This is a genomic window from Thermoflexus hugenholtzii, assembly GCF_018771565.1.
Classification (GTDB): domain Bacteria; phylum Chloroflexota; class Anaerolineae; order Thermoflexales; family Thermoflexaceae; genus Thermoflexus; species Thermoflexus hugenholtzii_A.
Window position 1 is genome coordinate 2,009,763 of record NZ_CP076326.1, and the last position, 22,566, is coordinate 2,032,328.

Below are 22,566 nucleotides of genomic sequence, written 5' to 3' on the forward strand. Positions count from 1 at the left end.
CGGGCCCGTCCCCTTTTTGAGTTCCAGTCCCGGCGAGGAGGTGGAAAATGACGGGATCCGCGGGGAAGGTGGATCTGGATCGGCGGGAGGTGCTGGCGAAACTGGCCAGCGCCGTCTTCGCAGGGCTGGTGGCCCCCGCCGTCCTCGGCGAGTCCGCGGCGCCTGCGGAGGCGGCCACCCTCCCGGAGCTGCCCGTGCTGCCCCCGCCCCAGCCGGAAGAGGACCCGCTGGTCCGGATGATGCGGGATCTCCAGCGGGCGTTGCAGAAGCCGGTGGAGCAGCGGCGGTGGGTGATGGTGATTGATCTGCGCAAGTGCGTGGGCTGCCACGCCTGCACCATCTCCTGCGTCGTGGAGAACAAGCTGCCTCCGGGCGTGGTCTATCGCCCTGTCCTGGAGGAGGAGCTGGGAACCTATCCCCATGTCGTCCGGCGGTTCATCCCTCGCCCGTGCATGCAGTGCGATCGGCCGCCCTGCGTTCCCGTCTGCCCGGTGAACGCCACCTGGAAGCGGCCGGATGGGATCGTGGTGATCGACTATGAGCAGTGCATCGGCTGCCGCTACTGCATCACCGCCTGCCCTTACGGGGCGCGGACCTTCGACTTCGGCGATCGCTACACCGAAGGGACAGCGGGGGCCCGACCCTTCCTGCTCGGCGAGGAGGGCGCGGCCGTCCACGAGACGATCCCCATGTTCGAATACGGCCAGCCTCGTCCCCGACGGGATGAGAGCTCCCCCATCGGCAACACCCGCAAGTGCCACTTCTGCCTGCATCGCATCGAGCGGGGCCTGTTGCCGGAGTGCGTGGTCACCTGCATCGGCCGGGCGACCTTCTTCGGGGACGCCAACGACCCGGAGAGCCTGGTCGCCGAGCTGATCGCCCGGCCGAACGTGATGCGCTTGAAGGAGGAGCTGGGGACGGAGCCCAAGGTTTACTACCTGCTCTGAGCCGGATCGGAGCCGGACGCGCAAAAGGAGGCTTCCATGATGCGACGGGTTCTGTATGGGGTGGCCATCCTGGCCGTGCTGTTCGGCCTGTGGGGGATCTACGATCGCGCCGCCTTCGGGCACCAGAACGCGGCCTACGGGAGCTACGTGGTCTGGGGTCTGTGGGTCGCCCTGTATCTCTTCTTCACCGGCATCGCGACGGGGACCTTCGTCTTCGCCACGCTGGAGTATCTGTTCCGTGTTCCTATCTTCGCCCGCACCGGCCGCCTCTCCCTCTTCCTGGCCCTGATCACCCTGGGGGCCGGCCTGCTGCACATCTGGCTGGACCTGGGGCGTCCGGAGCGGGTCTGGAAAGCTTACCTGCAGCCCAACTTCAACTCCGTGATGGATCAGATCGTCTGGGGCTACACCCTCTTCGGCCTGATCATCCTGGCCATGCTGGCCATGAGCTTCCGGCCCCAGCGCTACGCCGGATGGCTGCGGATCCTCTCCGCCATCGGCCTGTTCCTCGCCCTCTTCCTGAGCGGCGGCGTGGGAGCCCTCCTGGGCGTGCAGGCCGCCCGTCCCTTCTGGCATGTGGGCCTGTTCCCCGTGCAGTTCCCCTTCTTCTCCCTGGCCTCGGGGGCGGCCCTGCTGCTCCTGGTCTATGGCCTCTTCGATCGGGCGGCCAACGAACATCGGGCGCAGCTCCTTCGAACCCTGGCGATCCTCAGCCTGGTGCTGCAGCTGATCAAGCTGTATTTCCTGTGGGCGGACTACTCCCAGAGCCTCTACGGCGGGATGCCCCAGAACGTCGCCGCCGTCCAGGAGGTGCTCTTCGGGCGCTACTGGTGGGCCTTCTGGATCCTGCAGCTGTTCCTGGGGAGCCTGGTGCCCATCGTCATCCTTCTCTGGCCGGGGCTCTCGACGAAGCCGGCGTGGGCCGCCCTAACAGGCTTCCTGATCCTGGTGGGTTTCGCCGCGGCCCGGGCGAACATCGTGTTCCCGGCCCTCGCCGTGCCGGAGCTGAAACAGCTCATCGGCGCCTTCCACAGCGCCCGGCTTCAGTTCCATTACTTCCCGAGCCCGATGGAGTGGGCCGTCAGCATCGGCATCAGCGGCCTGGCCGGGCTGGCCTTCCTGATCGCCTACGATCGCCTGCCGATAACCCCCGAACACGTCCCGGAGGCTCCGGCGCGCTGACCCGCGCGGGGCCCCCATCCTTCACCGGATAGGAGGTGCGGGATGACGAAGGCGATGCCTCGACCGACGGAGATCCGGGAGGAGCTCCCGGCGGAGAAAACCGAAGGAACCGGTCTGACCCGGCGGGATTTCTTGAAGACGGCGGCCCTGGTGGGGAGCACCGCCCTCTTCGCCCACGCGGCCCGCACCCTGGCGAGCTTCCACCCGGAGGCCGAAGGGGAATACCCGCTGGGCCGGCCGGAGAACATGATCTTCACCGTCTGCCAGCAATGCAACACCCAGTGCGGGATCAAAGTGAAGCTACTGGACGGCGTGGCGGCCAAGATCGACGGCAACCCCTACTCGCCCTGGGCGCTCTACCCCCATCTCCCTTATAAGACGCCGATCTCCCAGGCTGCTGCCATCGATGGGGGGCTCTGCCCCAAGGGCCAGGCGGGTATCCAGACCGCCTACGACCCGTATCGCCTCCGGGTGGTCCTGAAGCGCAAGCCCGGCACCAAACGGGGCGAGAACCAGTGGATCACCATCCCCTTCGAGCAGGCCATCCGGGAGATCGTCGAAGGGGGCGACCTCTTCGGCGAGGGCCCTGTGCCGGGCCTGAAGGAGCTGTGGGCCCTGCGGGACCCCAAAGTCATGAAGGCGATGGGCGATTTCGTGAAGAAGATCTGGGGGGAGAAGGATCCGGAGAAGAAGAAGGCCCTGGTGGAGGAATTCAAGAAGCAGTTCGCGGATCATCTGCACACCCTGATCGATCCGGACCACCCGGACCTGGGGCCGAAGAACAATCAGATCGCCATCATCTGGGGGCGGCTCAAGGGCGGACGCTCGGATTTCATCCACCGGTTCTTCGGCGATGGCCTGGGGACCGTCAACCGCCACGGCCACACCACCGTCTGCCAGGGCTCCCTCTACTTCGGCTGCAAAGCGATGTCTGAACAGTTTGTGGACGGGAAGTTCTCCGGCGGGGCCAAGTTCTACTGGCAGGCGGACCTGGGCAACAGCGAGTTCGTCATCTTCGTGGGCGCCAGCCCCTTTGAGGGGAACTACGGCCCGCCGCTGCGGGTGACCAAGATCACCGAGGGGCTGGTCTCGGGCCGGCTGAAGTATGCGGTGATCGATCCCCGTTTCTCCAAGACGGCGGCCAAGGCCTGGAAGTGGATCCCCAACAAGCCGGGGACCGAGGGCGCCATCGCCATGGGGATGATCCGCTGGATCATCGAGAACCAGCGCTACGACGAGAAATACCTGCGCAACGCCAACCGGGCCGCCGCCAAAGCCGCCGGGGAGCCCACCTGGACCAACGCGGTCTGGCTGGTGAAGATCGGCGAGGACGGCACCCCCGGCCCCTTCCTGCGGGCCTCCGAGATCGGCCTCACCACCAAGCAGGAAGTGGAGAAGGAGGGGAAGAAGGTGACCGTCTATGTGACCCCCGACGGCAAGCAGTTCGCCTACGACCTCCTGGTGACCATGGTGGAGGGCAAGCCGGTCGCCTTCGACCCCAACGACGCCGAGACCCCGGTGGTCGGGGACCTCTTCGTGGAGGCCACCCTCACCGCCCTGGACGGCAAGGCCATCCGGGTGAAGAGCGGGATGCAGATCCTGAAGGAGTCGGCGGAGAAGATGACCATTGAGGAATACGCCGCCGAGGCGGGGATCCGCCCTCAGGATATCGTGGAGCTGGCCCGGGAGTTCACCGCCCACGGCAAGCGGGCCGCCGCCGACGTCCACCGCGGCGTCTCCCAGCACACCAACGGCTTCTACAACGTGGTGGCCTGGTTCACCCTGAACCTGCTCATCGGCAACTACGACTGGAAGGGCGGGATGATCAAGGCCACCACCTACGATTACACCGGGGCCAAGGCCAAGAAGCCGTTTAACCTGAGCGCCATGAACCCCGGCAAGCTCTCCCCGTTCGGGATCAGCATCATCCGTCACGAAGTCAAGTGGCAGGACACCACGCTCTACGACGGGAAATATCCGGCGAAGCGGAACTGGTATCCGCTGTCGTCGGACATCTACCAGGAGCTGATCCCCTCCATGGGGGACGCCTATCCGTATCCCATCAAGATCCTCTTCATCTATATGGGCTCGCCGGTCTATGCGCTGCCCGCCGGCCACACCAACATCGAGATCCTGAAGGATCCGAAGAAGATCCCCCTGATCATCGCCTGCGACATCGTGGTCGGCGAGACCTCGATGTATGCCGATTACATCTTCCCGGATCTCACCTACCTGGAGCGCTGGGAGTTCGCCGGCTCCCATCCCTCGGTGGCCTGGAAGGTCCAGCCGGTGCGGCAGCCGGCCATCCCGCCGCTCACGGAGACGGTGAAGGTCTTCGGCCAGGAGATGCCGCTCTCCCTGGAGGCCATGCTCCTGGGCCTGGCGGAGGCCCTGGGCCTGCCGAACTTCGGCCCCAACGGCCTGGGCGAGGGCATCCCCCTCACCCACCCGGATCACCTCTACCTGCGCATGGTGGCCAACCTGGCCTACGGGGAGAAGGAGGACGGCTCCGACGCGGTGCCCGATGCCGACGATGAGGAGGTCCGGATCTTCCTGGAGGCCCGGCGGCACCTCCCGAAGAGCGTCTTCGATCCGGAGCGCTGGAAGGAGACCGTGGGGGAGGACCTCTGGCGCAAGGTGATCTACGTGCTCAACCGGGGCGGCCGCTTCCAGGACTTCGAGAAGGCCTATGAGGGCGATCAGGTGAAGAACAAATACGGCCAGCTGATCAACCTCTACCAGGAGAAGACGGCGACCACCAAGAGCGCGATGACCGGCAAGCCGCTCATCGGCTACGCCACCTACATCCCCGCGCCCACCGATGTGCTGGGCAACCGGCTGGAGGACGAGAAGGAGGGCTACGAGTTCCACCTGATCACCTACCGGGAGATCTTCCACACCAAGAGCCGCACCATCTCCAACTACTGGCTACTGGCCCTGGCCCCCGAGAACTACGTCCTGATGAATGCCCGGGACGCCGCCCGGCTGGGCCTGAAGGACGGGGATTGGGTGCGGATCGTCTCGCCCACCAACCCGGAGGGGGTTTGGGACCTGGGCAACGGCCAGAAGAAGGCGATGGTCGGCAAGGTCAAGGTCGTCCAGGGGATCCGCCCCGGGGTGATCGCCTTCAGCCTGGGCCACGGCCACTGGGCGTATGGGGCCTCGGATGTGGTGATCGACGGGGTGGTGGTGAAGGGCGATCCGCGCCGGGCGACCGGCATCCACGCCAACGCCGCCATGCGGGTGGACCCCTACCTGAAGAACACCTGTCTGGTGGATCCGGTGGGCGGCTCGGCGGTGTTCTACGACAGCCGGGTGAAGGTGGAGAAAATCTGAAAGCCCCAAGGGGCGCCATCCCGAATCCGGGACCGACAGCGGAGGGGGGCGCTCTCAGGCGGCCCCTCTCCGCTTTCTATACGACGACAGCCTTTCCGGGATGAAATCAGGCCGATACGGGAGGGAAGGATGCGAACCCGCTGGGCGATCTTCGGAACCCTGATCGCCGTCGGGATCGTGGTCTGGCTGGCCATGAATCCCCCGCGGCCTCTTCTCAACGTTCTCAAGCGCGTGGATCCCTCCCCGGAGACCGGGGCGCGGCTGGTGGAGCGCTACGGCTGCCGGCGTTGCCATCGCATCGGCGATTCAGGAGGGATCCTGGCGCCGGATCTCAACGGGATCACCCGGCGGGTGGGGGATCCGGCCATGGTGAGCCTGCGGCTCTGGCTCCGGGACCCCCAGGCCGTCAAGCCCGGGACCGCCATGCCGAACTTCCATCTCTCCGACAGCGAGATCGAGGCGATCCTCGCCTACCTTCAGGCGCTGGACGCCCGGCGCCCATAGCCGTGGGGAACTCCCATCGGACCCAGCGCGTCGTGGGAACGAACGGATTCGGCACGCACCCGACCCCCAAAGGCCCAGGCGAGCCCCATGGGCCACGATGTGCAAACCCTTTAACTTGACAGATCCGACAGAACCCATATAATGGGAAACCAAACCGGCAGGAGTGGGGTTTCCCGGACATGATGGCACGGCGTCTCGCGAGCGTCCTCCGCGGCTACGGGTGGTATTACTTTTACTTTGCCGCGCCTGTGGCGGGGCCGCTCGCGCGTGCCACGTGATGGTTCCACCCCATCCCAACGATCTCACCCATCGGCGCGGAGCGGCTCCCCGGAGCCCCCGCGCCGATGGCGTTTTCATGGGGAGGAGACATGATCTGCGGCATCCGCGGCGCGATCACCGCCCAGGCCAACACCCCCGAGGCCATCGCCTCGGCCACCCGAACGCTGCTCCAGGCCATCGCCCGGGCGAACCACCTCACCCCCGAGGAGATCGTCGCCGCCTGGTTCACCACCACCCCCGATCTCAACGCCGCCTTCCCCGCCGCCGTCGCCCGGGAGATGGGATGGACCCACGTCCCCATGCTCTGCGCCCAGGAGATCCCCGTCCCCGATGGATTGCCCCGTTGCATCCGCGTCCTGCTGCTGGTCCAGCCCCGCCGGCCCCTCCGGCCCGTCCCGGTTTACCTGGGCGAGGCCCGCCGGCTCCGACCGGACCTGTTTAACGGGGAGGGAGATCCCGCCCCGGAGCCGGATCCCCCGCCCCCTCCCCCGACCCGTCCGCGGGTGGCCTTCCAGGGGGAGCCAGGAGCCTATTCCCACGAGGCCGCTGAGCGCTTCTTCGGGGGCGAGCTGGAGCTGCTCCCCTGCGCCACCTTCGCCGAGGTCGCCCAGGCCGTGGAGGCCGGCCGGGCCGACTTCGGGATCCTGCCCGTGGAGAACTCCACCGCAGGCTCCATCAACGCCGTCTACGACCTCCTCCTGGAGCGGGACCTCCGGATCTGGGGGGAGGTGATCCTGCGGGTGCGGCACTGCCTCCTCGCCCCTCCGGGGACCTCCCTCTCGGACATCCGGGCGGTGCGCTCCCATCCCCAGGCCCTGGAGCAGTGTGCCCGCTTCATCGCCCGCCACGGCTGGGAGGCCATCGCCGCCCCCGACACCGCCGGCAGCGCCCGCATGCTGGCCGAGCGCCCGGAGCCCGGGGTCGCCGCCATCGCCAGCCGCCTGGCCGCCGAACGCTACGGCCTGGCGATCCTGGCCGAAGGCATCGAGGACGACCCCGAGAACGCCACCCGCTTCTTCATCGTCAGCACCCATGAGCCCCCCCGCGCCGCCCGCAACAAGACCTCCATCGTCTTCAGCACCCGCCACGTGCCGGGGGCCCTCCACGCCTGCCTGGGGGAGTTCGCCGCCCGCGGCATTAACCTCACCAAGCTCGAGTCCCGCCCCCGCCGCGGCCGTCCCTGGGAATACGTCTTCTACCTGGACTTCGAGGGCCACTGGCAGGATCCGGCGTGTCGCGAGGCCCTGCTGGGCCTGCTCCAGCGGGCCTCCTTCCTGAAACTGCTGGGCTCTTATCCGGCCGCCGAGGGAACCCTCTCAAGCCACGAAGAAGGAGGAGAGCGATGATCGTGGAATGCGCGTCCGATATGGACCCCCGCGCCATCCAGCGACTGGTGGAGCACCTGCAGGCCAGGGGCAAGCCCGTCTACCGGATTCACGGGCCCCAGCCCGTGCTGGTTTGCCCGGATGATCACGACCTGGATCCCCAGGAGCTCCAGACCTGGCCCGGCGTCCGACGGGTGATCCCGGTCCGTCATGCCTTCCAGCTGGCCGCCCGGGATTACCGGCCGGAGGGCACCCAAATCCGGGTGGGCGAGGTGCTCATCGGCGGGGAGGAGCCGGTGTTGATCGCCGGCCCGTGCGCCGTGGAATCCCGCGCCCAGCTCCTGGAGACCGCTTACGCCGTCCGGGAAGCGGGCGCCCATATGCTGCGCGCAGGGGCCTTCAAGCCCCGCACCTCCCCTTACTCGTTCCAGGGACTGGGCTGGGAGGGGCTGGAGCTGCTGGCCGAAGTCCGCGCCGAGACCGGCCTCCCCGTGGTGACCGAAGTGATGGCCCCCGAGGAGATCCCCCTGGTGGCCGAGGTCGCCGACGTCCTGCAGATCGGCGCCCGCAACATGCAGAACTTCAGCCTGCTCAAGGCGGCCGGCCGCCAGCCCAAGCCGGTCCTCCTCAAGCGCGGGATGAGCGCCACCATCGAGGAATGGCTGCTGGCGGCGGAATACATCATGGCCTACGGGAACTTCCAGGTGATCCTGTGCGAGCGGGGGATCCGCACCTTCGAGCGGATGACCCGCAACACCCTGGACCTCAACGCCGTGCCGGTGGTCAAACGCCTGAGCCACCTGCCGGTGCTGGTGGATCCCAGCCACGGCACAGGGGACGCGGCGTATGTGATCCCCATGGCCCGGGCCGCCATCGCCGCCGGAGCGGACGGCCTGATCACCGAGGTCCATATCCGCCCGCAGGAGGCCTGGTCGGACGGCCGCCAGTCCCTCACCCCGGAGGCCTTCGCCCGCATGGTCCGCGAGGTCCGCGCCGTGGCTCGGGCCCTGCGGGAACTGGAGGGCGATTCCCATCGCGCGTAAGGAGTCAACGGATGGCGCCGTTCCGCTGGGGGATCATTGGGTTGGGATTGATCGGCGGCTCCATCGCCCATCGGCTCGCCCGACAGGGGCTCCCGGTGCTGGGAGCGGATCAGGATCCCCGGACCCGGGAGCAGGCCCGGGCCTCCGGGATCTTCGAGGACGTCCTGGACCCGCCGGCCCTGGCCGCCGCCGCGGAGGGCGTGATCCTGGCCACGCCGGTGGGCGCGATCGAGGAGCTGCTGCGGACGCTGCCGTGGCGGCCGGGACAGGTGGTGCTGGACACCGGGAGCACCAAGCGACGGGTGGTAGCGGCGATGGGGAAGCTGCCGGACGGCGTGGGCGCCGTCGGCGGACATCCCATGGCCGGCCGGGAGACCTCGGGCTTCGAGGCGGCGGACCCGGATCTCTTCGTCGGGCGGCCGTTCCTGCTGGTCCCCACTTCCCGCACCACCCCCGAAGCCGCCGCGCGGGCGGAGGAGCTGGCGCGCCTCCTGGGCGCCCGGCCGCTGTGGATGGAGGCGGAGACCCACGATCGCCAGGTGGCCTGGATCAGCCACCTCCCCTACGTGACGGCCATGGCCCTTGTCGCTGCCGTGGAAGCCGCTGGGGATCCCGCCCTCTGGGAGATCGCTGCCTCCGGCTTTCGGGACGCCACCCGGGTGGCGGCCAGCGACCCCCGCATGATGGGGGACGTCATCCGCAGCAACGCCGATGAGGTCGTCGCCGCCCTGGAGACCCTCCTCCGGATCCTGGAGGCTTGGCGCGCGGCCCTGAAGGCCTCCCCGCCCTCGCTCCCTCCGGAATGGCCCCGCCTGGCCGCGCGCCGCCGCGGATGGTCGGGGAGTGCCTGAGAGATCCTCACGGGACGGGACGGACCATCCACGATCGGCCCACCAGGTTCGCCCGATAAAGGAGATCCCGATTCGCCAGCGCCTCCGGCGTCGGCCCATCGAACCACACCCGATGGTCCTCCCCGATGATCACCGCTCGGTCCGCCACCAGGCGGGCCAGCTCCAGGTCGTGGGTGGCCACCAGCAGCGTCTTGCCCAGGCGGCGCAGACCCCACAGGATCTCCACCAGGCGATCATTGGTCCGCGGGTCCAGGCCGGTCGTGGGCTCGTCCAGCAGCAGCACATCCGGGTCCACCGCCAGCACAGCCGCCAGCGCGACCCGCCGCTTCTGGCCCTCGCTGAGCTGGAACGGGGCCCGATCCGCGAGCTCCTCGATCTCCAGCAGGCGGAGCATATCCCGCACCCGGCCCTCAACCTCCTCCGGCGGGAAGCCGAGCTGGGCCGGCCCGAAGGCGATCTCCTCGAAGACCGTGGGGTTGAAGAGCTGGGCATCGGAGTTCTGGAAGAGCAATCCCACCCGCCGCCGGAACTCCCGGAAGAACGCCGGGCGGGCCAGGCTGGCGGGCGTCAGGGGATGCCCGAAGGCATGGACGGTCCCGGAGTCAGGAAACAGAAGGCCGGCCAGGACCTTCAGCAGGGTGGACTTGCCGCAGCCGTTGGGCCCGAGGAGGGCCACCTGTTCCCCGGATGCCACCCGCAAGCTCACCCCGGCCAGGGCCGGGAATCGCCCCAGATAGGTCACCCGCACCTCGTTCACCTCGAAGACCGGCCGGCCGTCAGCGGACCACATAGACCCCCCCGAGCATCAGCAAGGTCAACGCCGCCAACGCCCCGGAGGCCCATACCGAGGATGGCCGCCGTTGAACGAAAGCCACCCGGCCCTGGAAGCCCCGGGCGAGCATGGCCTGGTGGATCTCCCGAGCCAGAGCCTCGGACCGGAGGAAGAGGGCATAGGCGGCGGCCGCGCCGAGCCGTCGGCCCGCATCCCCCGCCCGCCCGCCCAGGACCCGTGCCTGCCAGGCGGCATACATGTCCTGGACCACCGTCAGGAGGACGAAGATGTAGCGATAGGTCAGGGTGAAGAGCATCCCCACCGCCGCCGGAAGCCCCAACGCCCGAAGGCCTCGCAACAGCTCGAACCAGCCGGTGGTCACGGTGAGCAGGGTGACCAGGGAAACCGAGGTCGCCGCCCGAAGCATCACCATGAGGCCCCCGGTGAGACCCTGGCGGGTGAGGCTCAGCTCCGAGGGCAACGCAAGGGGCCCCAACCGGGCATCGGGCCCGAACCGGACCAGCACCACCAGCGGCTCCCCCGGATGAACCAGGCTGGTCATCCCCGGCAGGACGATCAAGCCGGTGAAGAACAGCACCACCAGCCCCGTGCGCCCCAGGAACGATCGCAGGTCCAGCCGTCCCAAGGCGGCCAGCAGAACACAGCCGCCGTAGAGGAGGGCCAGGGGCGCCAGGCCCCGGCTGAGGCCGGCGGCGAGGATCAGGGCCAGGAAGCAGAGGATCTTGACCTCGGGGGACGCCCGCTGCAACAGCCCATCCCGCCGGGCGATCTCCTCCGCGTAGAGCGCCCGCCGGACGACCTCCAGGGCGCCGACCAGGGTCCGGGCGACGAAATCCAGCCGGACCCGACGGGCTTCGGAGGTCCCAGGGCCCGACGGGGCGGATGGACGCCCCAACCAGGGTGGAAGGGTCAGGACCGGGTCCGAGGCCGAAGGAGAAGCCACCGCAGGATCCCCCATACCAGCGCAGCCAGCAAGACGCCCATCAGGGCGGAGAGCAGATAGCTGAGCACTTCCCCTCCGGGAACCCCCTCCAGGATGGGAACGGCGTAACCCGGCAGGAGCCCGGACCACCACCCGCTCAGCGCGGCGAGGCCGCGGGGCACATATCCGACCAGCGCCCCCAGCTCCTCCGGCGCCCACTCCCCGAAGGCCGTCCCCGGAGCCAGAAGGCCCAGCGGGGTGAGGACGATCAGCAGGCCCAGCACCACCACCAGCGGCAGCCAGGCCCCGGCGGCCCACTTTCCTTCCGCGGGGCGGGCCAGCAGGTCGGGCTGGACCCGATGCACATAGCCGACGATCAACCCGGTGACCAGGGCCTCCACCGGGCCGGCCACGACCAGGTGGGCGAACATCATCGCCGGCACCGCCAGATTCAAAGGATATGGGTTATAGAGCGGGGTCCCATCCGGGGCGCGGAAAAGAAGGGGCTGGAGGCCCAGCTCGATGGCCGTGGCCAGGGCCGCCGCGTTGATGCTCAAATACCCTGCCAGGGCCGTGGCCATCAGGAGACGGGTCCGCGAAGGGGAGCGACCGGCGACGGTCTGATAGACGACGTAAGCCACAGCCGGGGCCAGGATCCCCATGTTGAAGATGTTGGCCCCCAGGGCCAGGATGCCCCCATCCCCGAAGAAAAGGGCCTGGATCACCAGGGTCACCGTCATGGCCAGCATCGCCCCCCAGGGACCCAGGAGGATGGCCGCCAGGGCAGCCCCCACCGCGTGGGCGGACGTCCCATCCGGGACGGGGACGTTCAGCATCTGGACCACGAACCCGAAGGCCGAGGCCAGGGCCAGGCGGGCCAGGATCGCCCCGTCCGAATCCTGTCGCAGGCGCCGAGCGGCCACGTAGAGCGCGGGGGCAGAGCCAGCGGCAAGAACGGCGCAGGTTTCCGGGCTCAGATAACCATCGGGGATATGCATCCCGACCTCCTCGTGCGGATGATCCGGGCTCAGCGGGCTGCCGCCTGCGAGGAAGGCGGGTCCGTCTTCCCCTCGGCGGAGGCGCGGCACCGCGGGCAGAGGCCAACCAGCATGAGGGTGAGTTGCTCGATGGCCAGCCCGGAGCGCGCCTGAAGCTCCCGGGCAAGATCCCCCAGGAGATCGGCCTCCAGATGGAGCACCTCCCGACACGAACGGCAGAAGAAGTGCGCATGGCTGGGCTGGTCCCGCCACTCGTAGACGATCCGGCCCTCCCCCAGGACGTGGCGGTCCAGCAAGCCCAGCTGGGTGAACAACCGCAGGGTGCGGTAGACCGTAGAGAGGTCCACGGCAGGCGCGTGGGCCCGGACGGCAGCATGGACCTCCTCGGCGGTCATATGCCGTCCCGCCGAGCGAAGGGTCTCCAGGATCAGCATCCGCTGGGGCGTCACCCGGAAGCCGTGCCGGCGCAACGTCTGTCGGATCGGATGACAGTGCGGCACCTCGCCTCCTCCGCCTTCCTCTGGGTCCCCTCAATGCCGGGAGGGCCTGGCCCAGCCCCCAGCTCCTTCCAGCGCCCATCCCGGCTATTTGCAAGATTTGGTTATTGCCAATATATGGCGCTAATCGGCATCCGTCAAAATCGGACTTCGGCTCCGCAGCCCGGCTGCCGCTTCGAACGGTAAGATGAACGGGGGATCCCGACCCGGCCGACATTCGACAGGATCCCCCGGACCCGTTAAAATGCGAAAGTGCTTTATCCGCAGGGATGCGTTTTCGGAGGCAAACGATGGAGCCGGCGGGCAACGGCGGGAAGCTGCCCAAGCGCATCGCCCGTCTGGGGGAGCTGATCACGAACATGTGGTGGACCTGGCAGCCGGACGCCCAGCGGCTGTTCGAGCGGCTGGATCCGGTGCGCTGGGAGGAGGTCCGCCACAACCCGGTGGCCTTGCTGCGCCGGGTCGAGCGGGCCCGGCTCAATGCGGCCGTTCAGACCCCGGCCTACCTGGAGCTTTACGATCGGGTGATGGAGGAGTTCGATCGCGCCCTCACCGGGCCCACCTGGTTCGCCCGGGCCCATCCGGAGCGCGCGGAGGCCATCATCGCCTATTTCTCCACGGAGTTCGGGATCCACGAAGCCTTCCCGGCCTACGCGGGCGGGCTGGGGGTGCTGGCCGGCGACTTCCTCAAAGAGGCCAGCGATCTGGGCCTGCCTATGGTCGGGGTAGGGTTGCTGTATCAGCACGGATATTTCACCCAGCGCATCACAGAAGACGGCTGGCAGGAGGCGATCTACGAGCCGCTGGACCTGGAGAACCTCCCCCTTCATCCGGTGTTGGGCCCGGATGGGCAACCGGTGCGGGTGGAGGTGACCATCGCCGGCCGGCCGGTGCGGGCGCAGATCTGGCGCCTCCAGATCGGCCGCATCCCGCTTTACCTGCTGGACACCAGCCTCCCGGAGAACGAGCCCGCGGATCGGGAGCTCTCCGCCCGGCTGTATGACGGGGACCCGGAGCGGCGGATCGCCCAGGAGATGATCCTGGGGATCGGCGGGGTGCGGGCCCTGCGGGCTCTGGGTCTGCAGCCCGCCGTCTGGCATCTGAACGAGGGCCATTCGGCCTTCTCCATCCTGGAGCGGCTGCGGGAACACATCGCCGCAGGCCTCCCCTTCGAGGAGGCCGCAGCCCGGGTGCGGGCCACCACCGTGTTCACCACCCACACCCCGGTCCCCGCCGGCCATGATCGCTTTTCCTTCAGCCTGATCGAGCGCGCCTTCGCCGGTTACTGGGAGCAACTCGGCCTTTCCTTCAAGGACTTCTGCGAGCTGGCCCGTCAGGACGAGCCCTGGGGCTCCACCTTCAACATGACGGTCCTCGCCTTGCGCTTCGCCGATCACCGCAACGCCGTGAGCGAGCTCCACGGCCACGTCACCCGCAAGATGTGGGCTCACCTGTGGCCGGACCGGCCCGTGGAGGCGGTCCCTATCCGCCACATCACCAACGGGGTCCACGTCGGGACCTGGCTGGCGCGCCGGATGCGCGTCCTCTACCAGCGCTACCTGGGGCCGGACTGGCTGGAGCGGCTGGATGATCCGACCCTCTGGGAGCGGGTCCTGGAGATCCCGGATGAGGAGCTGTGGACGGTGCGGCGGCACCTGAAGCGTAAGCTGGTGGCCTTCATGCGCGAACGGGCCCGGCGGCGCTGGCAGGGCAACCGTGTTTCCCCGATCCAGATCGTGGCCTCGGGCGTGCTGCTCGACCCTTATGCCCTGACCATCGGCTTCGCCCGGCGCTTCGCCCTCTACAAGCGCGCCTACCTGCTCTTCCGGGATCCGGAGCGGCTGCGACGCCTGGTCAACGATCCCTATCGCCCCGTCCAGATCATCCTGGCCGGGAAGGCCCATCCGGCCGACGAGCCGGCCAAGCGCATGATCCAGGAGATCTACCGCCTGATCAAAGACCCGGCCTTCGGAGGGCGGATCGCCTTCCTGGAGGATTACGACATCGAGGTGGCCCGCCATCTGGTGCAGGGGGTGGACGTCTGGCTGAACACCCCCCGCCGGCCCCTCGAGGCCAGCGGCACCAGCGGCCAGAAGGCCGCCCTCAACGGCGTGCTGAACCTGAGCGTGCTGGACGGCTGGTGGCGGGAGGGCTACAACGGGGCCAACGGCTGGGCCATCGGGGAGGATCGGGAGTATGAGGACCCCGAAGCCCAGGACGCGGCCGACGCGGCGTCCCTCTATGACCTGCTGGAGAAGGCCGTGGTCCCCCTCTACTACGACGTCGAGGCCGATGGGATCCCCCACCGATGGCTGCGCATGGTGAAAGAATCCATCCGTTCCCTGGCCCCCTTCTTTAACACCCGGCGGATGGTGAAGGAATACCTTCAGGAAATGTATCTGCCCGCCATGGAGGCGGCCTCCCCGCGGACGTTGCCGGTGTGAAGGCCATGAGCGCGGCGATGAAACCGGAAACGCGCATCCATGCCCTCTCGATCCGTGAGGCCATCGCCTGGGCCTCCCGGCGGGTGCGCGCCTCTGCCCCCCGGCTGGCGGCCGAGGTGCTGCTGGCCCACGTCCTGAACGTTTCCCGCGCCTACCTGCTGGCCCACCCCGAACGCACCCTGGCGCCGGACGAATGGGAGGCCTTCGCCCGGCTGGTGGCTCGGTCCGAGCAGGGGGAGCCCCTGTTCTATCTGATCGGCGAGCGGGAGTTCTACGGGATGCCCTTCAAGGTCACCCCCGCCGTCCTGATCCCCCGGCCCGAGACCGAGGGCCTGGTCGACGCGGCCCTGGAGTGGGCGCGGAGCCGGGCCTACCGGACCTACACCCCCCTGGTCTTCGCCGACATCGGGACCGGCTCCGGGTGCATCGCGGTGGCCCTGGCGGTCTACCTGCCCAACAGCCGGGGCTACGCCACCGATCTCTCCCCGGAGGCCCTGGAGGTCGCCCAGGAGAACGCCGCCCGTCACGGCGTGGCCTCCCGCTTGACCTTCCTACAGGGCGACCTCTGCGCCCCCCTCCCGGAACCGGTGGATCTGCTGGTGGCCAACCTGCCCTACGTGGCCCGATCCGAATGGGCGGACCTGGATCCCGCCATCCGGGAATACGAGCCGATCCTGGCCCTGGATGGAGGGCCGGACGGACTGGATCTGATCCGGCGCTTCCTGGCCCAGGCCCCGGGGTATCTGCGACCGATGGGAGCGGTCTTCCTGGAGATCGGCGCCGGGCAGGGGCCGGCCGTCCTGACGCTCGCCCGGGCCGCCTTCCCCCGAGCGGTGATCCGGCTGCTGAAGGACGCCGCCGGGCTGGACCGGATAGTGGCCATCACCCACTGAGGGAAAGGAGCCAGGGATGCGGATCGCCATCGGAGCGGATCACGCGGGCTACGCTTTAAAGGAGACCCTGGTCGCCCATCTGCGGGAGCAGGGGATCGAGGTGGTGGATTTCGGGACCCACAGCCCCGAGTCCGTGGACTACCCGGACTACGCCCGGGTGGTGGCCGAGGCCGTTGCCCGCGGGGAGGCGGATTACGGCGTCCTCATCTGCGGCACGGGGATCGGCATGTCCATCACAGCCAACAAGGTGCCCGGCATCCGCGCCGCGGCGGTCTCGGATGTCTACACCGCGAAGATGAGCCGCGCGCACAACGACGCCAACGTCCTCTGCCTGGGCGGTCGGGTGGTCGGGCCCGGCCTGGCCATCGAGATCCTGGATACATGGCTGCGCACCCCCTTCGAGGGAGGGCGCCACGCCCGCCGACTGGAGAAGATCCGGCAACTGGAAGCGGCCTGCTCATCCTCCCCCTGAAGCGATGGACGCGCGTCCGGTCCTGGGCATCGATGCCAGCCGCGCCACCCTCGCCCGCCCGACGGGCGTGGAGCGCTACGCCCGGGCGGTGATCCGGTCCCTCCTTCCCTATGCCGAAGCCGAAGGGGTGCGGGTCCGTCTTTACTTTCGGGATCCCCCGCCGCCGGGCCTCTTCCCGTCCTCCCCGTCGGTGGAGCATCGGGTGATCCCCTTCCCTCGCCTGTGGACCCATCTGCGCCTCTCGTGGGAGATGGCCCGCCGTCCGCCCACGGCCCTCTTCGTCCCCGCCCACGTGATCCCGCTGGTTCACCCCCGCAGCGCCGTCACCATCCACGACCTGGGCTATCGCCACTTCCCGCATGCGCATCCGTTCGCCCAGCGGCTGTATCTGGAGCTCTCCACGCGGTGGAGCGCCGCCGTCGCCCGTGTCGTCTTCGCCGACTCCGAGGCCACACGAGCGGACCTCATCCGCTTCTACCACGTCCCGGCGGAGAAGATCGTGGTGGCCTACCCGGGTTACGATCCGCCGCCCATCCCGGAGGACGCCGAGGCGATCCTGCGCCGCTTCGGGGTCCGGCCCCCTTATCTGGTCTCGGTGGGGACGATCCACCCGCGCAAGAACTTCGGGCTGATCCTTCAGGTTGCGGCGCGTCGGCTTGCGGAGGGATGGGAGGGCCAGGTGGTGATCATCGGGAAGCCCGGATGGCCGGACCCGGCCTTCGAGCGCCTGCGCCGGGATCCGATGTGGGCGGGCCGTCTGATCCTGACCGGATATGTGGATGACGCCACGCGAGGAGCGTTGCTGAGCCGGGCCGAGGCCTTCCTGCTCCCTTCCCTCTATGAGGGCTTTGGCTTCCCGGTCCTGGAAGCCCAGGCATGCGGGGTGCCGGTCCTCTGCGCCCCCAGCGGGAGCCTGCGGGAGGTCGCCGGAGAGGGCGCGCTCCTCCTCCCTCCGGACGACCCCGCGCCGTGGGCGGAGGCCCTGAGCCGCCTAACGCGGGATCCGGAGCTCCGGTCCGCCCTGATCGCGCGAGGCCACGCCAACCGGCAGCGGTTCTCCTGGGAACGCTGCGCCCGCAGGATCTGGGAGGCCCTGCGAACGTTGTGGGAGTAAGGATGCCGCGCTCCCTGCTGGGCCGCTGCCCTGAGAAGGGCCCTTAGTCTGCCAGCCCCTCCACCTCCTCGGCTTTCGTCTCCGCCGTCGGCGTTGGGATCGGGCGGAGGAGGGGGACCGGACGCACGTAGCGGGCGACCAGCTCCCGGGTGCCGGCCACCCGGAGGCGCTCGAAGAGGAGCGCGAAGCGCGCCTCCAGGGCCTCCCGAATGGGCCCACGCACTTCCTCCGGGAGCTCCCAGAAGGCCTGCTTGAAGGGCCCCCACGCCCGCTTGCGGGTCTTGTAGTAGAACTGCTCGTCCGTCTCCCCCGGCTTTCGCTCGTCGGCGTGATGAGCCCGCAGATAGGCGTAGATCTCCTCCCGGAAGGCCACAGGGAGCATCTCGAAGACCAGGTTCTGGAAGCCGGTGGCCAGATGGACTTCGCAGGCCTCGCATTCCACGAACTTGTGGAAAGCCTCCTCCGGGAGGGTGCTGGCCCCATGCTGCACTGCCCCCGCCAGCCCGTATTCCAGGCGGGCCGCCCGGGAAAGGGCCCGGAGCGCCTCGAAATCGATGGCCACCTGGGCCAGGGTTCCGTCCGGCAGCACCACCCCGCCGTGGGTGGTGCCTGTCTGCACACTGATCTTGCTGATCCCCACCACCTCCCCCAGCTCCCGGCGGTAGCCGTCCATGAAGGCCCGCAGCTCCTCCACCGTGCTGTTCTTGCCGCCCACCTCCCCGATCTCCCCGCCCACGGAGATCGTCACACCGGGCGGCTCGATGGAGCGGATGTAACGGGTGAGGGCCGCACACAGGGTGTAGTTCAGACGCTGCTGCGCGTCCAGGGTCGGCTGGGAGAGGTCTACAAGTGTGGAGGTGTCGATGTCGATGTTGTAGAACCCCGCCGCGATGGCCTCCGCCGTGAGATCCCGCACCGCCTGCAGCTCCTTCTCGGGGTCCCGGGCATAGGCTTTTGCGGAAACCTGGAAATGGTCTCCCTGAAGGAAGAGAGGGCCTGTGAAACCCTCCTTGACGGCGGCCGCCATCAGGACGGCGGCGTATTCCTCCGGGCGCTGGTCGGTGTAGCCGATCTCGCTGCGGGCGATCTCGAAGATCACAGCCCCCGCCTCCAGCCGCCGCGCCGCCCGGAAGGCCGCCCGGCCCATGTCGTAGGTCATCCCCCGCAGGTTCATGGCCGGGACAGTGAAGGTCGGGGGAATCTCCCCCCGGCCTCGTGCCGCGTAGAGGGCGTGGATGGAGGCCGGGATGACCCCCAGCGCCTGGGCGATGCCGTAGATCCACCAGCGGGCCTCCGCCCGCTCCGGTGGGGAGCCGAAGACCGCCTGATGAACCAGCTCGTCGATCCCCTGCGCGCGGATCCAGAGGGGATCGTGCACCTCCACCCGGCCGTCGGCCAGGGCCAGCGCCTCCCCCCACCGTGGCCGCCGCAAACGATCCCGGACATCGATCATGCGAAGACCTCCTGCAACATTAGGATTCTGAGCGCGCCCCTCTCGCTCCGCTCCTTATGAATCCCATCACTCGGCCGAAGGCGTGACCTCCGTCTCCGGGGATGAGGAGCCGGTTCGGCGCGGGGAGCGCCTCGGGCCCGATGGGGCGGCCTCCGTCCGTTTCCGACGCCCCCGTGGGGTCGGCGCGGGAGGCGCTTCCTCCTCCGGCTTGAGGGCTGGGGCCTCCATCCCGGCGGGCGGCTCCGGCGACGGGGAGGCGGCCGCTTCGGGCGCGGGGGAAGCCGGCTCGGCCCCCACCGGGGCGACCGTCGGGGCCGCCCGGCGCAGCTCCGCCAGGCCGATCTTCACCCGCCGGCGGCAGAAGGGACATTCCCGCATTCCATAGCGGGCGTTCTCCGCCAGCGCCTGGGCCAGGATCCCCGCCGCTTCCTCCCGGGAGACGGAGAACGGCCGGCCGCAATACGGACAGCGCGTGCGCAGCATGCGCGCCTCCTCAGGTCTTCCATCGAACGCATCGCTCCCATTTTAGCATCGCATCCCCGCCGGCCCATCCCAGCGGGCGGGATATAATGAGGGGCAGGCCCCACAGGGCCGCCATTCCTGAACAGGAGGTCCATCGATGTTCTGCCCGCCGGGGACAACCGGAGCGATCCTGTGCGTGGGGAATTTCGCCATCCGGGCCTACGGGCTGCTGCTGATGATCGGGATCCTCCTGGGCGCCTACCTGGCGGCGGCGGAAGCCCGCCGTCGGGGGGAGAACCCCGATCATGTGTGGGATGGCCTGCTGATCGTCTTCCTGCTGGGTCTGATCGGCGCGCGCCTTTACCACGTGTTCTCCAACCCGGAAGGCGCTGTCGGCTGGTCCTACTACCGGGAGAACCCGATCAAGATCCTCTACATCTGGGAAGGGGGGCTCGCCATCTACGGGGCCCTCATCGGGGGGCTGATCGGGTTCTTCCTTTACGCCTACCGCCACCGACTGGCGGTCTGGCGCTGGCTGGACATCACGGCGCCTTCGATTCTGGTGGGCCAGGCCATCGGCCGCTGGGGGAATTTCTTCAACCAGGAGCTCTACGGCCCGCCCACCACCCTCCCCTGGGGCATCCCCATCCCCCTGGAGCGCCGCCTGCCGCAACACCTCACCCTGCCCCCGGAGACCCGTTTCCACCCGGTGTTCCTGTATGAATCCCTCTGGAACACCCTGGGCTTCCTGATCCTGTTCAACTTGAGCCGGCGGCTGGGGCATCGTTTGCTGGAGGGGGACCTCTTCGCCCTCTATTTGATCTGGTATCCGGTGGGACGCCTGTGGATCGAGACCCTGCGGCCGGACGCGTGGAAGCTGGGGAACATCGCCGCGGCCCAGGTCTTCTCCCTGATCGCCCTGGCGGCCGGGCTGGCCATCCTGATCCGGAACCGGCTCCCCGGGCGAATACGGGGAGCGAAGGCTCCTACCGAAATGCCGGAGACAAAGACTCCCACCGGGATGTCCGAGGCCTGATCTTCCTATGGAACCCGGAGGCAAGCCGAGCGGACCCGGGTCTCGTCTTGGTGGCGGACCGTGAAACCGCTTCCCTTCCCGGTGAAATGGATGGATCTCCGGCGAGGAGTCCGAATCCTCAGCGCGATCCTCATCGTCCTTCTCCTCGCCGCCCTGGGGACAGCCTGGACGGTCTCCCACCTGGAGGAACGGGATCCCTTCTGCGCCGGCTGTCACCTGCGACCGGAGATCACCTACGTGGGTCGAGCGGCTGCCGCGCGGGGAAGCCGACCGGTCGACCTGGCCGCTGCCCACGCGAGGGCCGGCCTCCCCTGCGTGGCCTGTCATCGAGGGGATTCTTCCCTCCCCGATCGCGTCCGCACCCTCGCCCTGGGCGCGTGGAACGCGGCCCGGACGCCCTTCACGCCGCCGGACGTTCCCCATCACCCGGTACGCATGCCCGGCCTCCCGGAGAACAGCTGCCGCCTCTGCCACGTCCGGGAGCCCGCCCGGGCAGGGATCCCGCCCGACACGACGAACCCGGTGATGGCCGAGGGGTTCGAGAACCACTTCCACACGGATCTGTTCCGGCCGGACCTCCAGACCTCCGTGGGGTGCGTGGATTGTCATCGCGCGCACATGGAGACGGTGACGCCCTTCTTTATCATGCAGGAGATCGTGATCCCGGCCTGCGAGCGCTGCCATCGGGAGGTCGGCCGGGGACCCCTTCGAATGGGACCATGAAGCCACGGCGCTGGCTTTTTGTATCTGTTCCTCTGTGGGGCCACCTGGACTATGGGGGCTACCTGGATCTGGCGGTCGCCCTCGCCCGACGCGGGGAGCGGGTGCTGTGGGCCAGCGGATCCCTGGTGCAGGAAGCGGTGGTCCGCCGGGGCCTCCCCTTTGTCCCGCTGCCCTCCGTGGGCTGGCGATGGCTGCCCCCGCTCCCCTCGGATGTTCCTCCCATGGAGCGGGCGCGACGGCGTCGGGAGCGAGCGCTGGAGGCCTGGCTCCAGCCTGAAGCGCATGCGCGGGCGCTGCGCGCCCTGAGCTCCCTGATTGAAGCCTGGCGCCCGGATTGGATCGTGGCGGAGCCTTTCGCCGGCGTCGCGGCCTGGGCGGCGGAGCGATACGAGCTTCCTCTGATCGTCGTGGGGTTCCCCGCCGGGCGCTGGCCGGCCCCAGCCACTCCAGAGGCCCAGGTCGAGGTGGAAGCGGCCCGAGCCCGGCTGGCAGAAATCGCCGCCCGTCTCGGCCTGGCCGGCCGCTACTGGCGGGCGGACCCCTTCCCCCAGATCACCTCCCCATATGCCCACGTCGTTTTCTTCCCCGCCGACTGGTTCGTCGATCTGGACCGCCTGGATCCCCAGAACCGGTTCTTCGGGGGACGTCGGAAGGCCTCGACGGTTCCACCTCTCCCACGCTCGCGTCCCCGCGTCCTGATCACCCTGGGCAGCACCTTCACCGGGGATCCCGCCTTCTTCATCGGGGCGGCCCGCGCGGTGCAGGCCCTGGGCGGCGAGCCCCTCCTGGTCCTCGGGAGGAGCCCCTTCGCCCCCGGGCTTCGGGAGGCTGTGGCGCGGGCGCTTCCCGATCTCCCGCTCTGGGACTGGGTGGACTACGCGGCCGTGTTCCCGCAACTGGATCTGGTGATCCACCACGGGGGGATGGGGACCACCCATGCCGCTCTGGTTTACGGCGTCCCCCAGCTGGTGGTCCCGCATGCGGGGGAACAGCATCTGCAGGCCCGTCGGGTGGAAGCCGCGGGAGTCGGGCTTTCCATGCGGCCCGCCGAGGCCACCCCTCTCCGATGGCGGCAGCTCATCGCCACCCTGCTGCAGGAGCCCACCTTCCGGGATCGCGCACAGATGTGGGCGCAACGGATGGAGGCGGCCGGCGGCGTGGAGGAGGCCGCCGCGCAGCTGATCGAAAGCAGGGAGCCATAGGGGGCTTCGGCTTCAGAGCCTTCAAGTTGTAGGTCGAAATGAATTTCGACCGCTATCCCAGCCGGTGCGCCCCCCCGACCGTCCACCGCG

General features: G+C 68.8%; 20 protein-coding genes. 14 read left to right on the forward strand and 6 right to left on the reverse strand.

Going from position 1 to position 22,566, the window contains the following annotated elements; all coding sequences use genetic code 11:
* Positions 1–47: 47 nt before the first annotated feature.
* The 7 genes from KNN16_RS09210 to KNN16_RS09240 all read left to right on the forward strand — a co-directional run bounded on the left by KNN16_RS09210 (position 48) and on the right by KNN16_RS09240 (position 9,467).
* On the forward strand, positions 48–947 hold the full coding sequence (locus tag KNN16_RS09210; RefSeq protein WP_299283788.1) for a 4Fe-4S dicluster domain-containing protein: 900 nt from the start codon (positions 48–50) through the stop codon (positions 945–947).
* 36 nt (positions 948–983) lie between these two features.
* Complete coding sequence (gene nrfD / locus KNN16_RS09215; RefSeq protein ID WP_303896516.1) at positions 984–2,129, forward strand: NrfD/PsrC family molybdoenzyme membrane anchor subunit; 1,146 nt, start codon at positions 984–986, stop codon at positions 2,127–2,129.
* Between the two features lie 54 nt (positions 2,130–2,183).
* On the forward strand, positions 2,184–5,465 hold the full coding sequence (locus KNN16_RS09220; protein ID WP_369685896.1) for a molybdopterin-dependent oxidoreductase: 3,282 nt from the start codon (positions 2,184–2,186) through the stop codon (positions 5,463–5,465).
* 129 nt (positions 5,466–5,594) lie between these two features.
* Positions 5,595–5,969: a cytochrome c family protein gene (locus KNN16_RS09225; RefSeq protein WP_299283794.1), complete on the forward strand. Its 375-nt coding sequence runs from the start codon at positions 5,595–5,597 to the stop codon at positions 5,967–5,969.
* Positions 5,970–6,337: 368 nt separating this feature from the next.
* The gene (gene pheA / locus KNN16_RS09230; protein WP_303896520.1) at positions 6,338–7,594 is read left to right on the forward strand and encodes a prephenate dehydratase; all 1,257 of its coding nucleotides are present in this window, start codon (positions 6,338–6,340) and stop codon (positions 7,592–7,594) included.
* Positions 7,591–8,616, forward strand: coding sequence for a 3-deoxy-7-phosphoheptulonate synthase (gene aroF / locus KNN16_RS09235; RefSeq protein WP_273091263.1), 1,026 nt, complete (start codon positions 7,591–7,593; stop codon positions 8,614–8,616). The genes pheA and aroF overlap by 4 nt, the downstream gene beginning before the upstream one ends.
* Before the next feature lie 11 nt (positions 8,617–8,627).
* Positions 8,628–9,467, forward strand: coding sequence for a prephenate dehydrogenase/arogenate dehydrogenase family protein (locus tag KNN16_RS09240; protein WP_299286745.1), 840 nt, complete (start codon positions 8,628–8,630; stop codon positions 9,465–9,467).
* 7 nt (positions 9,468–9,474) lie between these two features.
* Here the strand turns inward: KNN16_RS09240 and KNN16_RS09245 are convergent, their stop codons facing one another.
* From KNN16_RS09245 to KNN16_RS09260, 4 genes are read right to left on the reverse strand one after another with little or no spacing between them, the layout of a single operon-like run.
* Complete coding sequence (locus KNN16_RS09245; RefSeq protein ID WP_303896525.1) at positions 9,475–10,257, reverse strand: energy-coupling factor ABC transporter ATP-binding protein; 783 nt, start codon at positions 10,255–10,257, stop codon at positions 9,475–9,477.
* Positions 10,244–11,203 carry a cobalt ECF transporter T component CbiQ gene (cbiQ, locus tag KNN16_RS09250; RefSeq protein WP_303896528.1) on the reverse strand — a complete coding sequence of 320 codons (960 nt, stop codon included), beginning with the start codon at positions 11,201–11,203 and terminating at the stop codon, positions 10,244–10,246. Before cbiQ ends, KNN16_RS09245 begins: the two co-directional genes overlap by 14 nt.
* On the reverse strand, positions 11,170–12,180 hold the full coding sequence (cbiM, locus tag KNN16_RS09255; RefSeq protein ID WP_303896529.1) for a cobalt transporter CbiM: 1,011 nt from the start codon (positions 12,178–12,180) through the stop codon (positions 11,170–11,172). Before cbiM ends, cbiQ begins: the two co-directional genes overlap by 34 nt.
* A 29-nt stretch (positions 12,181–12,209) precedes the next feature.
* Positions 12,210–12,680, reverse strand: coding sequence for a Fur family transcriptional regulator (locus KNN16_RS09260; RefSeq protein WP_303896531.1), 471 nt, complete (start codon positions 12,678–12,680; stop codon positions 12,210–12,212).
* Between the two features lie 287 nt (positions 12,681–12,967).
* Between KNN16_RS09260 and glgP the strand changes: the two genes are divergently transcribed.
* Genes glgP through KNN16_RS09280 form a run of 4 tightly spaced genes read left to right on the forward strand, consistent with a single transcriptional unit; the run spans position 12,968 to position 17,600 of the window.
* Positions 12,968–15,121, forward strand: a complete 2,154-nt coding sequence (glgP, locus tag KNN16_RS09265; RefSeq protein WP_303896532.1) for an alpha-glucan family phosphorylase — start codon at positions 12,968–12,970, stop codon at positions 15,119–15,121.
* Between the two features lie 17 nt (positions 15,122–15,138).
* A complete protein-coding gene (prmC, locus tag KNN16_RS09270) occupies positions 15,139–16,014 on the forward strand; it encodes a peptide chain release factor N(5)-glutamine methyltransferase (protein WP_303896534.1) in 876 nt (291 codons plus the stop codon).
* A gap of 16 nt (positions 16,015–16,030) precedes the next feature.
* Positions 16,031–16,486 (forward strand): ribose 5-phosphate isomerase B, encoded by a 456-nt coding sequence (gene rpiB / locus KNN16_RS09275; protein WP_299286733.1) that lies wholly within the window; start codon positions 16,031–16,033, stop codon positions 16,484–16,486.
* A gap of 4 nt (positions 16,487–16,490) precedes the next feature.
* The gene (locus KNN16_RS09280; RefSeq protein ID WP_303896537.1) at positions 16,491–17,600 is read left to right on the forward strand and encodes a glycosyltransferase family 1 protein; all 1,110 of its coding nucleotides are present in this window, start codon (positions 16,491–16,493) and stop codon (positions 17,598–17,600) included.
* 43 nt (positions 17,601–17,643) lie between these two features.
* On the opposite strand, the gene KNN16_RS09285 is transcribed toward KNN16_RS09280, so the two are convergent.
* Together KNN16_RS09285 and KNN16_RS09290 are read right to left on the reverse strand one after the other, a co-directional pair.
* Positions 17,644–19,053 (reverse strand): class II fructose-bisphosphate aldolase, encoded by a 1,410-nt coding sequence (locus KNN16_RS09285; RefSeq protein ID WP_303896539.1) that lies wholly within the window; start codon positions 19,051–19,053, stop codon positions 17,644–17,646.
* A 66-nt stretch (positions 19,054–19,119) separates the two neighbouring features.
* Positions 19,120–19,536: a hypothetical protein gene (locus KNN16_RS09290; protein ID WP_303896540.1), complete on the reverse strand. Its 417-nt coding sequence runs from the start codon at positions 19,534–19,536 to the stop codon at positions 19,120–19,122.
* Between the two features lie 136 nt (positions 19,537–19,672).
* On the opposite strand from KNN16_RS09290, the gene lgt reads away from it, so the two are divergent.
* The 3 genes from lgt (at position 19,673) to KNN16_RS09305 (ending at position 22,476) form a co-directional block, all read left to right on the forward strand.
* The gene (lgt, locus tag KNN16_RS09295; protein ID WP_303896541.1) at positions 19,673–20,551 is read left to right on the forward strand and encodes a prolipoprotein diacylglyceryl transferase; all 879 of its coding nucleotides are present in this window, start codon (positions 19,673–19,675) and stop codon (positions 20,549–20,551) included.
* Positions 20,552–20,641: 90 nt separating this feature from the next.
* On the forward strand, positions 20,642–21,274 hold the full coding sequence (locus tag KNN16_RS09300; RefSeq protein ID WP_303896543.1) for a hypothetical protein: 633 nt from the start codon (positions 20,642–20,644) through the stop codon (positions 21,272–21,274).
* A complete protein-coding gene (locus KNN16_RS09305; protein WP_303896545.1) occupies positions 21,271–22,476 on the forward strand; it encodes a glycosyltransferase in 1,206 nt (401 codons plus the stop codon). Before KNN16_RS09300 ends, KNN16_RS09305 begins: the two co-directional genes overlap by 4 nt.
* The last annotated feature ends 90 nt before the right edge of the window (positions 22,477–22,566 follow it).